Source organism: Vibrio panuliri, assembly GCF_009938205.1.
Lineage (GTDB): Bacteria > Pseudomonadota > Gammaproteobacteria > Enterobacterales > Vibrionaceae > Vibrio > Vibrio panuliri.
On the sequence record NZ_AP019655.1, the window covers coordinates 1,387,099 to 1,398,401 of the forward strand.

An 11,303-nucleotide genomic window follows, 5' to 3' on the forward strand; every position below is an offset into this window, starting at 1 on the left:
TGTTAATTTATACTCAAGTGACCTCAAGGAGTTTGAGTATCACGCTTTATATTGTTCAAAGGTTGGGCTGATTTGAAGAGATGGTTTACAGTGCTGTTTAGCACATTATGGTTGATTGGCTGCCAATCAACTTCAGCATTAGCCCCCAAAACAGCAACCTACCACTCTGGGTTTGATGCCTCTTCCACCCTGGCTCACTTTTTCCATCCACCACCAGATACCCCAACCCACTACTCCGGCTTCTATCCGCTTGCTCAAGGCTCAGATGCTCTGCTCGCCCGTTTAGCATTAATTGAGTCTGCCTCGACATCACTTGAACTGCAGTACTATATTTTCCGAGATGACGAAACCAGCCAATTGTTGATATGGCGTATCTTTGAAGCCGCGGAGCGTGGCGTCAAAGTACGGCTGCTGCTTGACGATATGCAAAATCGAAAAGACAGCGCCATCGCATACTTAAACGGTCACCCAAACATTGAGATCCGTCTTTTTAACCCCCACCAGCATCGCTATGTCCGTATGCTTTCTTGGGTCACGGACGGCTCTAGACTCAATCGTCGCATGCACAACAAGTCCCTGACAGCAGATGGTGTCGTTTCGATCGTTGGTGGCCGGAATATTGGTAATGAATATTTCTCTTTTCGCTCTGACGTTGAATTTGGTGATTTTGATCTTCTGCTATACGGGCCTGTGGTCGAGCAAACTCAAGTTCAATTTGATCATTACTGGAACAGCGATTTTGCGGTACCAATGGCTTGGATACATCCAAGTGATGGTGCACTCAACCAGCAAGATGTCGAGCAATGGCGCACAGAATCGCAAATTGAGCATCAATTCAATAATGAGCAGTACAGCTTTAAAGCGTTACCTCTGTACCGTGATATTGTCGACCAGCAGATCGAACTCTACTGGGGGGAAGCGGTACTACTCTATGACTTGCCTGAGAAAATTGATAATGGACAGAGTCAACTGATTGATGGCTTGGCGCCCGTTCTTGCCGATATTGAGCATTCGGTAGTGATTGTTTCACCCTATTTTGTGCCGACAGAAACTGGCACCCAAGCCTTAATTGAGGCAGCCAAGCAAGGGAAAAAAATCACTATCCTCACCAACTCTCTTGCCTCAAACGATGTGTTCGCCGTTCACGGTTGGTATGCAAAATATCGAGAGAAACTGGTCAAAGGAAACATCGAACTGTGGGAAATGAAATCCCACGCAAAAGCAGAAAATCCTTGGAGCGTAACAGGTAGCAGTCGTTCAAGTTTACACGCTAAAGTCATACTGCTCGACAAACGTAAGATCTTCGTCGGTTCAATGAATATTGACCCGCGCTCAGCTGAACTCAATACAGAAATGGCAGTCGTGTTCGAACATCCACAATATGTTTCGGCTACCCAACAAGAATTACTCAAGCAACTCCAGCGCAGCGCTTACAAACTTGAGATTAAGGATGATGAACTGATATGGCGCGACTATCAAACTGGTCAGATTCTCGAAAGCGAACCTGATGCAGGTTGGTTACTACGAAGCGGAGCATGGTTAAGTGGGTTACTTCCCATCGAAAGCTTACTGTAGATAGGGACAAACAGCACAGCTCTGACACGCCAATAATTGTGCGCTTTGTCACAGCTAAAAATCAATCCTCGCGCTTTCTTTGCGTAAAATTCGCCAATTTCCGTACGTGGTTTCCACCCTTCTCATCAAGCAATATACCTCTCTGAAGTGACGCTTTAATCACAAGCGCTTTTTAACCGTACGGTATTAGCTGAAATAGGTAGGGAAAACATGTCTTTAAACCAACTCAAAACCAATGCAAACATGGAAAAAATCCAACAGTTGGAGCCAAGAAAAAAACGGATGTTAGGCGGTGCTTGTGTCGGTGCAGCCGTGTTAATAGTCGCGCTGTTATTAGGCGGAGGAGGTTCCGCGGGTAACGAAAAGTTACTTGGTTCCCACTTTCCAACTGATGCCAGCAAAGCTGAGCAATGCGAGTATTTCGCAAACTATGAAGTCGCCTCCTACCAAGCGGTAATTGATGGTTTAAATGAAAACGACATTAAAGAACTGATGCGAAATGATGCCAAGGATTTGAATGAAATCCCGGATATCGAATCTGCGATCGAAAAACGCTTTTATCTGCAAAAGATGAAAGTACTCGAAAATAAAGCACTGTCTAACTTAGCCACCATGCTCGAGAAAAAGGACATCAGTGACGAAAAAATCGAGAAGCAGTTAAACAAAACTTACCGAAAAACATTAAACCGTTGCATGGGGCTTGCAAAGGCAACCTCTTAAGCTCACAAGCAACCTGTAGGGACACATCACTATGGTGTGTGTCCCTATAAGCACTGCTATAAGCATTTCTTTAAACGCTATTGCATTAACAGGGTGAAATAACAGCATTTTGCTAAACTCAAATTAGTGGCAACACTCGAAATTAAGCTTCGAACTAACCGTGAGTTAAGTATGGATCCATTATCGCAAGGTGTGCTTGGCGCTTCCCTGACGCTATCCGTTTGCAAAAAACCACATTTGGTCAGTGCGGGGATGTTGGGGCTGCTCGCCTCCATGGCACCAGATTTAGACACGCTCATTCGCTCGTCGCAAGATCCATTACTTTTCCTAGAGTTTCATCGCCAATTTACCCATTCGCTCCTATTTGTCCCAATTGGAGGACTGATTTGCGCGTTGGTTCTACACTTATTGTTCGCCAAGAATCGGGGGCTAACATTTACACAAAGCTGGTTCTATTGCACATTGGGTTATGGCACCCATCCATTACTTGATGCTTGTACTACCTATGGCACACAGCTTCTTTGGCCGTTGACAGATGAACGCTACGCGTGGAACGTCATCTCTATTATCGACCCTGTGTTTACCTTACCCATCGTCATACTGTTGGTTTATGCCATACGAAAACATAACCTTTGGTTGGCTCGGATCGCTTTGGCTTGGGCAGTGATATACCCTTCGGTCGGAATGATTCAAAGAGACAGAGCAGAAGCGGTAGGGTGGCAATTAGCGAAAGAGCGGCAACATACACCACTGCAGTTAGAAGCCAAACCGAGTTTCGCAAATATTCTATTATGGAAAGTGATTTATGTGACACAAGATACTTACCACGTTGATGCGGTAAGAGTTGGATCAGCAATCAAAATCTATCCCGGCGAGAGTATTGAAAAGCTCGATATAAACAAAGATTTTCCATGGCTTGGTTCAGACTCACAACAAGCCAAAGACATTGAACGCTTTGCCCATTTTTCAAATGGTTACTTAGCCCAAGACCCAAATAACAAGCTGCGTATCATTGATGTCAGATACTCTGTTATACCCAACCAAACCAAGGCATTGTGGAGTATTACACTTTCCCCATTAGCCAATTCTGAATCACACGTCGAGTACTCTACCCACAGAGATACCTCTCCTGCCACACGGCAGATTTTCTTCACTATGTTGCAAGGTGATTGATTTATCTCTCATTACACGGATATAAATCCGTCGCATGACTCGCAAATAACTGATACGATCTTGACAAGAAATCAGGCTGAATGTGCAGCGCATTGTTCATTTCATAAGCTGAGCGCTCCGTCACCAAACCGCTGTTTTTTCGGTGGCATAATTAGCCGCCCCAAAACCAACTGATGTTTCAATTTAAGTCATCTTCTCAGTAAGTGGCTATTTGCCACTATAAGGATAATTGATCGTGAAAAAGACCGGCTTTACGCTTATCGAACTGGTTGTCGTCATTGTTATATTAGGCGTGCTCGCTGTCACCGCTGCGCCTCGCTTTCTCAACTTGCAAGTTGATGCGAAAAATAGTGCCCTAGAAGGACTCAAAGCATCTGTACAAGCTGGTTTAGATATGGGCCACCAAAAATTGGAGATCCATCATTTGGCGAACGAAGCGTATATCCGCAGTGGTGATGACCAAATCCCAATTGCTGGCTGTGAAACTCGTTGTGTTTTCCGCTACGGTTATCCAGAGTCTGACTACTACACCATCACCACGTTGGTCGATGGCATCAACAAAGATTATGAAGAAACTGAAGATTGGGGCTTAACCAAAGACGGAGAGCATGGACCACTGCTGATTACCGCTCGCTCTAACCTAAAATACAACGGCGGTAAGCCTGAGATGATCAATAAAAACTGTTACCTACGTTACACCGATGCGACGAGTACTTCAGGTGACTATACTCTTGAGGTGTTTCCATGTGAGTAGTGGTAACTAATAAGCGCCACAATGATTGAAAAAAGAGAGGGATACCATTCGGTGTCCCTCTCTTTTTATAACTGCTCCGCTGGATGACCTGCCTTCGCAAAATACTCCACTCTTTCTATCGCAACTACTTTGGTCTCTCTCCATAGTAATCTGTTTAAATTAAAAGCCATTTCTAGGTGTAAAGCATTCTGACCAGTCAGCACGTCTCTTTTTTATCCAAAGCCGTTGTAGACAACGTGAGCTAGATCTAATATTTGTGTAAGAATTTGTAACAACGCAATCCTGCGTCAATTGAGAGCTCCTGCGACTAGGGGCTCAACGAGTTGGTTGATAACAATGAGTGAAAATACCGCATCGTCCCATTTCTTTCGTAATCTATTCATCACAGCCATTGTTGCTGCAGTCCTTGCTGCCGCTAGCTACTTTTATGTAGAGCATCAGAAAAACTACCCAAGTACCGATGACGCTTATGTACATGCCAATATTATTTATATCGCTCCGCAAGTCAGCGGCAAAATAATCAATGTCAACGTCTCGAACTACCAGCAAGTTGCTCAAGGGGATTTATTGTATCAAATCGACCCTGCTCCTTTTCAGGCTAAACTTGACCAAGCCCAAGCCGCATATGAGGTTGCGATTCAAAGCAACGCAGCAACTGATGATGCGATACTCGCAGCGAGTGCCAATGTAAAGAGTACCGTTGCCCTACTTGCGGATGCTCAATCCACTTATCGACGAATCGCCAATCTCGTCAACAAGCAACTGCTTCCTGCCCAACAACTCGATGATGCCAAAGCAAAACTCTCCAGCGCTGAAGAAAACGTGATTGCCGCGCGAGCAAATATGTCGCAATTAATCAAAGCGCAAGGTGCACAAGGTAAGGATGCACCAGAAGTAAAACAAGCAGCTGCGGCGTTAAGTCAAGCAAGCTTAGCGCTTTCTTACACCAATATCTTTGCGCCTAAAAGCGGCCACTTGGGTAAACTCACTGCCCATGTCGGAAGCATCGTCTCTCCAGGACAAGCGATGGTTCCATTGGTTGAAGATAATACCTTCTGGGTGCAAGCAAACTTTAAAGAAACCCAACTCGAACGCATCACCAATGGCATGCCAGCAACTGTAGAGTTAGATCTCTATCCTGATGCACAATACCACGGCACGGTCAAAGCCATCTCACCAGCAAGTGGCTCATCATTCTCATTGCTTCCGCCCGAAAACGCCACAGGTAACTGGGTTAAGATCCCGCAACGATTCCCAATTTTGATCCAATTAACCAACGAAACTGAGCACCCTGACTTTCCATTACGTGTCGGTGCTAGCGCTACGGTAACAATCGATACCATCGTTGACTCATCCTCTACGCGACCAAACCAGCAAGAGCATTAAAATGGCTGAATTAGCACACATGGCAGATTCAGAGGATGAAGAAGCCAATGTAATGAGTGAGGGGACACGGAAGCTGGTGACGTTAGCAGTTATGCTCTCAGCCATCATGGTATTGCTTGATATGACCATCGCTAACGTCGCCTTGCCTCATATGATGGGCGCATTGGGCGTTACCTCAGATCAAGTCACGTGGGTTCTTACTTCTTACTCGATGGCAGAAGCGATATTTATTCCGCTCGCAAGTTTTCTGGCTCTGAAATTTGGTATTCGCCGTTTATTGCTGGTTTCCGTTAGTGGCTTTGTCGTCACCTCAGCTTTGTGCGGGCAAGCAGACGGAATCGCTGAGATGGTCACTTTCCGAATTATGCAAGGGGCATTTGGAGCTTCAGTGATCCCACTGTCACAATCGATCATGGTTCAAATTTACCCTAAAAGTCAGCGCGGCAAAGCTATGGCGCTGTTCAGTGTCGGCGTATTACTTGGCCCGATTCTGGGTCCGACATTGGGTGGCATCATCACCGAAAATATGGACTGGCGCTGGATTTTTTACGTCAATATGCCAATTGGTGCAATTTGTTTAGCGTTGCTCTACTTTTTCGTCAAACTCGATGGACGTGGAGAGAGCAAACTAGATTGGCCGCTCGTGATTGCGATGACGATAGGTATCGGCTTACTACAAATGGTTCTCGATAGAGGCAACGAAGAATCCTGGTTCCAATCCAACCAAATTCTGCTCGCCACCATTATCAGCGGTATTGCCATGGTGTTCTTTATTGGTCGTTCAATCCTCACTAAAGGAGATATTGCCCCGATATGGCTACTGCGTGACAGAAACTTAGCGATGTCCTGCATCGTCATGGCGGGATTTTCAATGGGCATGTTCGGTATCACTCAGTTGCAGCCTATGATGCTGGAGCAGTTGCTCAATTACCCTGTAGAAACTACGGGGTTTATGATGGCACCACGTGGGCTAACCTCCGCGATAGTATTACTTGCTCTTGCACGTTACATGGACAGAATTGATGCGCGGCTACTTATCGTGATTGGTTTATCACTCAATGTGGTCGGTACTTACTTTATGACTCAATACTCCCTGGATATCGATATCTATTGGATTCTACTTCCAAGTATCTTCCAAGGTGCGGGAATGGGTTTGGTATTCGCGCCATTAAGTCAGCTAGCATATGCAACGCTTGCCCCCAAAGATACGATTGGCGGCGCAGTAGTATTTAACTTGTGCCGAACCATCGGAGGATCTTTTGGCATCTCAATAGTCAATACTTACTTCTCACGCACCCAGCAACAAGAATGGCATGAGTTAGGCGGAGCACTTTCACCAACTAACCCTGCATTACAACAGGCCGCTCATGCCCAAGGCACAGCGATAACCGACCCGACATTTTTAGCACAAATACAAAACTTACTTCATCAACAGTCAACCTTAACGGCATTCGTCTACACCTTTGGTTTCTTGTTGTTCTCATACTTGTGCCTCATTCCACTCTTGGCACTGTTTAAGCCAAAGGCGAAAATGGACATTGATACCCGTATGTCGTAAATGGACATTGATACCCGTATGTCGTAAATGGACATACGTAGTGTCGTCGTTACCACTCGAGGCCTCAACCCAACCTCACTATTATCAGCAGCAACATTTAGTGAGGTTGTTATGTTTCGAGTTTTATTGTCTAGCTTCTTTCTTGTTTTGCTCTACCCTACCGCGATTGATCTCTATCTGGTTGGACTGCCCCAAATCGCAGTGGACTTAAATGCCAGCGAATCACACCTACATATGGCGTTTTCTATCTACCTCGTTGGAATGGCAGTCACTATGTTGTTCGCCGGTAAAATTGCAGACAGTATGGGGCGAAAACCCGTGGCGGTTGTTGGTTCACTCGTTTTCATCATGGCTTCACTTCTCGCTGGATGGGCGCAAGATACCACGCTGTTTTTTATCGCTCGATTTACCCAAGGTATTGGCGCTGGGTCTTGCTATGTCGTCGCATTTGCCATTTTGCGAGATAGCCTTGATGACCAACGCCGAGCCAAAGTTCTTTCGATGATTAACGGTATTACCTGTATTGTCCCCGTTATTGCCCCAGTTGTTGGGCACCTAATCATGCTCCAATTCCCTTGGCAAACGCTGTTTAACGTCATGGCAGGAATGGGGATAGCCGTTTGTTTTATCAGCACGATGATCCTGAAAGAGACCAGACACCACACTCAAGTGAAATGTCTCTCCTCATTGCAAAATCAAGAATGCTTTATCAATCGCTTTTTCCTCAGTCGCTTACTGATTTCGGCAATCGGAGTCACAACGATTCTCACCTATGTCAATGTCTCGCCAATCATCATCATGGGTGAGCTCGGGCTTAGCCGCGCAGACTATTCTTCGATGATGGCGGGGATGGCATTGATTAGCATGCTCACCTCATTTTTAGCACCGATCGCCCTGCGGTATCTTGAGCAGCGCACATTAATGCTGACATCACAATCGCTTCTCTTGGTGGCAGCAGTCGTGTTGGCAATGGGGCATTTTCATTTCGATACCTACATGAGCTACGTAATTGGCTGTAGTCTCATTTGCTTTGGCTTTTCAATTGGTTTTGGAGTGACCATGAGCCAAGCGCTCACACCTTTTGCACAACGCGCTGGCGTGGCGAGTTCACTACTCGCGATTGCCCAAGTCTGTTGCTCTGCATTCTATATTTGGCTGATGGGTTTGATAGGTGTTAACGCTCTGAATATGCTAATTTTAATCACTGTGTCGGGTGGCATAATCAGCTTACCTCTAATACTATGGACTCCTCAGGCCACACAAGAAAATCATTATGAAGAAATCTCTCGCGCGTCTTGATCTCAATTTGCTCTTTACGTTGCAACTGCTTTTGCAAGAGCGCAGTGTTTCTAAAACAGCAAAAAAACTCAACCTGACACCATCAACAGTAAGTAAGTCGCTCAACAAACTCCGAGATTGGTTTGACGACCCGCTATTTGTTAAAACCCCAAAAGGGTTAGCTCCCACGCCTTTGGCACAAAGCATGGAGCAAGAGTTGGCTGACTGGTTGCAAATAGGCAGTCAAATTGCAGAAAAACGCAGTGATGTTGCCGCTAAAGGGATGCGCTTTGATCTATGTATTGAGTCCCCACTCGTTCTCACCATTTTAAGCAAACTACTCACAAAGATTCGCCAGCGTTATCCTGACGCAAAAGTAAAAACGAGCAACTGGGACTATGACTCTCTCGATGCGATTATTCTTGGCGAAGCCGATATTGGCTTTACTGGGCGAGAGAGCCACCCAATGTCCAAAGAATCTCTCGATCTTCTGCCTTACTTTCTCGATTTTGAAGTGCTCTCGGCAGACATCCCCGTTGTCTATTTACGTAAAGACCACCCTGCTCTTTCTCACCCATGGAATCTCGACGCTTTTTTACGCTACCCACACATCAATATTCTCTGGGAAAGAAACGAGAAATGGGCTTTAGATGACGTGCTCACCGAACTTGGCTTACAGCGAAATATTGCTTTAACCATGTCGAGTTTTGAGCAATCTCTTTTTATGGCAGCTCAACCAAACCATCAAATGCTCACGACTGCTCCCAGATACGCCCTTAGCTATGTGCAAAGCCTCCACCCTGATTTGGTTTGTCTGCCGATCCCAATAGATCAACCGCTAAGAGATAAACTCTCTACACCATTCACGCTAATCTGGCATAAACGCAATGCGTACAACCCTAAGTTAATTTGGTTAAGAGAGACTATCAAATCACTCTATGAGCAATCACTTGAAACTAAAGAGCTGGATAACACCAGTCACTAGATACTGGTGGTGGGTTAGACAGACATCACCTTCGAAAACAAGCAGAGCTCCCAAAGTTGAATGAAATGTTTTCAAGCTTTGATATTTGTGAGTTAGGCAAAAACCCCTAGCTGCAAATGCAATAAAGTGAATAGGTTTGCGCTCAACTTTAGGTTAGGCGATAGACGTCTAACATGCATACCCTTCGCTGTCTGGTTGTACTGGGTATCACGATGCACAGGCAATCAACTAAGCAACGGAGGAAACGGTATGAGCAAACCTATCAAGCCCTACACAACATCACTCAATGATGCCAACGCCTATTGGATGGCGAAAATAGCCAAAGAAGTCTACCAGTGTGTTTCAAACGATGACCCGACGCCTAATCGAGAGGTAATCCTGGCCAATCTACAAGAACAAGATGCAAAATTTGTCGAAGTTTATCCATGTAATAACAACAGCGCTCAAGCTGCGTTAATTGAACATCAAGATTACTTGTGTCTTGCCTTTCGTGGCACAGATGAAATTAGAGACTGGCTCGATAACTTAAATGCATTTGCTACTAAACAACTGTTTGGTGAGTTCCACCGCGGCTTCTGGAAATCCTTAGAAGATGTTTGGCAACCAATGGATAAAAAACTTCGAGAGTTGCAGCAAGCCAAAGCTCGACCGGTATTTTTCACCGGACACAGTTTGGGGGGCGCAATGGCGACCATGGCAGCAGCGAAGTTTGTCCATGAAGACAAGCCGTTTACCAGCGTCTATACCTTTGGTCAGCCAAGAGCATTAACTCGCGAAACCGCGCAAATCTTTAATATGGAGTGCAAATCGCGCTATTTCCGTTTCCACAATAACAACGACGTTGTGACGCGAGTACCAGCCCGCATAATGGGCTATAGCCATGTAGGAAGCTATCTCTATATTTCTGAGCAAGAAGATATCCACCAAGAGTCTGGCTTCTGGTTCCGCTTTGTCGACCAAGTGGTGGGGGTATTAGATGATATCAAAGAGGCTGGATTCGACGGAATTAAAGACCATGATATGGATAATTACCTGCGTGCTATTGAGCGATGGCAGTTTGGTGACTAAACGCCACCAAACTGGGGAAATTAGCCAAGGATGACTTCAACGCCATGACTTTGCAGATAGTTTAAGTCACTTTCAGGCAGGCGATTATCAGTAAGCAAAATCGAAATCTGATTGGTGTGACCAATCGTCGATGGGTAGATTTGCCCAAACTTACTCGAATCAGTCAAAATGATATTGCGTCGGCTCTTTGCCAAAATAGTCGACGCTATCTCCGCGCGCATCATATCTCGACTGGTAAACCCGGTATCTTGATGAAAACCATCGACGCCTAAGAAAGCGGTACTAAAGTGAATGTTTTCAATACACAGCTTGGTCAATGGCCCGACTAAGCTCTCACCTTGATGCTGATACACGCCACCGAGCAAAATAATATTCGCCGAGGTATTTCGAATCAAATGGGCAATATAAGCTGATGGTGTAATGATGGTCACATCCCCACGTTCGGCAAGCGTGCGCGCTAATAAAGCGTTGGCACTGCCTCCTTCAATCAGAACGGTCTCATTGGCTTTAACCAAATCGGCCGCTTTGTTCGCTAATGCTTGTTTGATATCAAAACGCACTTCCAAGCGGCTTTCAATATCATCACTTTGCAACGCCATTGCGGCACCATGCACTCGCTTAAGGTAACCCTCTTGTTCAAGAAAGTTGAGATCTTGGCGAATCGTTACACCTGAGACACCAATTAGCTCTGAAAGCTCCGTGACTTGAACACGCTTACGGTCATTCACGATCTGCAGAATTTCATTTTGTCTTGGATTCATAACGTTAACTTGAAGAAATAAAAAGAGGCATCAGTATAATGCCTC

At 45.4% G+C, this 11,303-nt stretch carries 10 protein-coding genes; 9 read left to right on the forward strand and 1 reads right to left on the reverse strand.

Features of this window, described 5'->3' with window-relative positions; genetic code table 11:
- The first annotated feature begins 72 nt into the window (after nt 1-72).
- The 9 genes from GZK95_RS20940 to GZK95_RS20980 all read left to right on the forward strand — a co-directional run bounded on the left by GZK95_RS20940 (nt 73) and on the right by GZK95_RS20980 (nt 10,497).
- A complete protein-coding gene (locus GZK95_RS20940; protein WP_075714519.1) occupies nt 73-1,575 on the forward strand; it encodes a phospholipase D family protein in 1,503 nt (500 codons plus the stop codon).
- Nucleotides 1,576-1,785: 210 nt separating this feature from the next.
- Nucleotides 1,786-2,295 carry a hypothetical protein gene (locus GZK95_RS20945; RefSeq protein WP_075714500.1) on the forward strand — a complete coding sequence of 170 codons (510 nt, stop codon included), beginning with the start codon at nt 1,786-1,788 and terminating at the stop codon, nt 2,293-2,295.
- Between the two features lie 171 nt (nt 2,296-2,466).
- A complete protein-coding gene (locus GZK95_RS20950; RefSeq protein WP_075714517.1) occupies nt 2,467-3,468 on the forward strand; it encodes a metal-dependent hydrolase in 1,002 nt (333 codons plus the stop codon).
- Between the two features lie 235 nt (nt 3,469-3,703).
- Nucleotides 3,704-4,222, forward strand: coding sequence for a prepilin-type N-terminal cleavage/methylation domain-containing protein (locus tag GZK95_RS22445; RefSeq protein ID WP_075714498.1), 519 nt, complete (start codon nt 3,704-3,706; stop codon nt 4,220-4,222).
- A gap of 336 nt (nt 4,223-4,558) precedes the next feature.
- Nucleotides 4,559-5,608, forward strand: coding sequence for an HlyD family secretion protein (locus tag GZK95_RS20960; protein ID WP_075705535.1), 1,050 nt, complete (start codon nt 4,559-4,561; stop codon nt 5,606-5,608).
- Between the two features lie 19 nt (nt 5,609-5,627).
- Nucleotides 5,628-7,166 carry a DHA2 family efflux MFS transporter permease subunit gene (locus tag GZK95_RS20965; RefSeq protein WP_232061585.1) on the forward strand — a complete coding sequence of 513 codons (1,539 nt, stop codon included), beginning with the start codon at nt 5,628-5,630 and terminating at the stop codon, nt 7,164-7,166.
- Between the two features lie 111 nt (nt 7,167-7,277).
- A complete protein-coding gene (locus tag GZK95_RS20970) occupies nt 7,278-8,465 on the forward strand; it encodes an MFS transporter (protein WP_075714494.1) in 1,188 nt (395 codons plus the stop codon).
- A complete protein-coding gene (gene yidZ, locus GZK95_RS20975; RefSeq protein ID WP_075714492.1) occupies nt 8,440-9,429 on the forward strand; it encodes an HTH-type transcriptional regulator YidZ in 990 nt (329 codons plus the stop codon). Before GZK95_RS20970 ends, yidZ begins: the two co-directional genes overlap by 26 nt.
- 249 nt (nt 9,430-9,678) lie before the next feature.
- On the forward strand, nt 9,679-10,497 hold the full coding sequence (locus tag GZK95_RS20980) for a lipase family protein (protein ID WP_075714490.1): 819 nt from the start codon (nt 9,679-9,681) through the stop codon (nt 10,495-10,497).
- A 20-nt stretch (nt 10,498-10,517) separates the two neighbouring features.
- Here GZK95_RS20980 and GZK95_RS20985 read toward each other — a convergent pair whose 3' ends face one another.
- The gene (locus tag GZK95_RS20985) at nt 10,518-11,258 is read right to left on the reverse strand and encodes a DeoR/GlpR family DNA-binding transcription regulator (protein WP_075705543.1); all 741 of its coding nucleotides are present in this window, start codon (nt 11,256-11,258) and stop codon (nt 10,518-10,520) included.
- Between the last annotated feature and the right edge of the window lie 45 nt (nt 11,259-11,303).

Bases quoted from the DNA above. Each gene is read 5' to 3' on its own strand.
- GZK95_RS20945 (WP_075714500.1), top strand. From the start codon at position 1,786: ATGTCTTTAAACCAACTCAAAACCAATGCAAACATGGAAAAAATCCAA.
- GZK95_RS20950 (WP_075714517.1), top strand. From the start codon at position 2,467: ATGGATCCATTATCGCAAGGTGTGCTTGGCGCTTCCCTGACGCTATCC.
- GZK95_RS20960 (WP_075705535.1), top strand. From the start codon at position 4,559: ATGAGTGAAAATACCGCATCGTCCCATTTCTTTCGTAATCTATTCATC.
- GZK95_RS20965 (WP_232061585.1), top strand. From the start codon at position 5,628: ATGGCAGATTCAGAGGATGAAGAAGCCAATGTAATGAGTGAGGGGACA.
- GZK95_RS20970 (WP_075714494.1), top strand. From the start codon at position 7,278: ATGTTTCGAGTTTTATTGTCTAGCTTCTTTCTTGTTTTGCTCTACCCT.
- yidZ (WP_075714492.1), top strand. From the start codon at position 8,440: ATGAAGAAATCTCTCGCGCGTCTTGATCTCAATTTGCTCTTTACGTTG.
- GZK95_RS20980 (WP_075714490.1), top strand. From the start codon at position 9,679: ATGAGCAAACCTATCAAGCCCTACACAACATCACTCAATGATGCCAAC.
- GZK95_RS20985 (WP_075705543.1), bottom strand. From the start codon at position 11,258: ATGAATCCAAGACAAAATGAAATTCTGCAGATCGTGAATGACCGTAAG.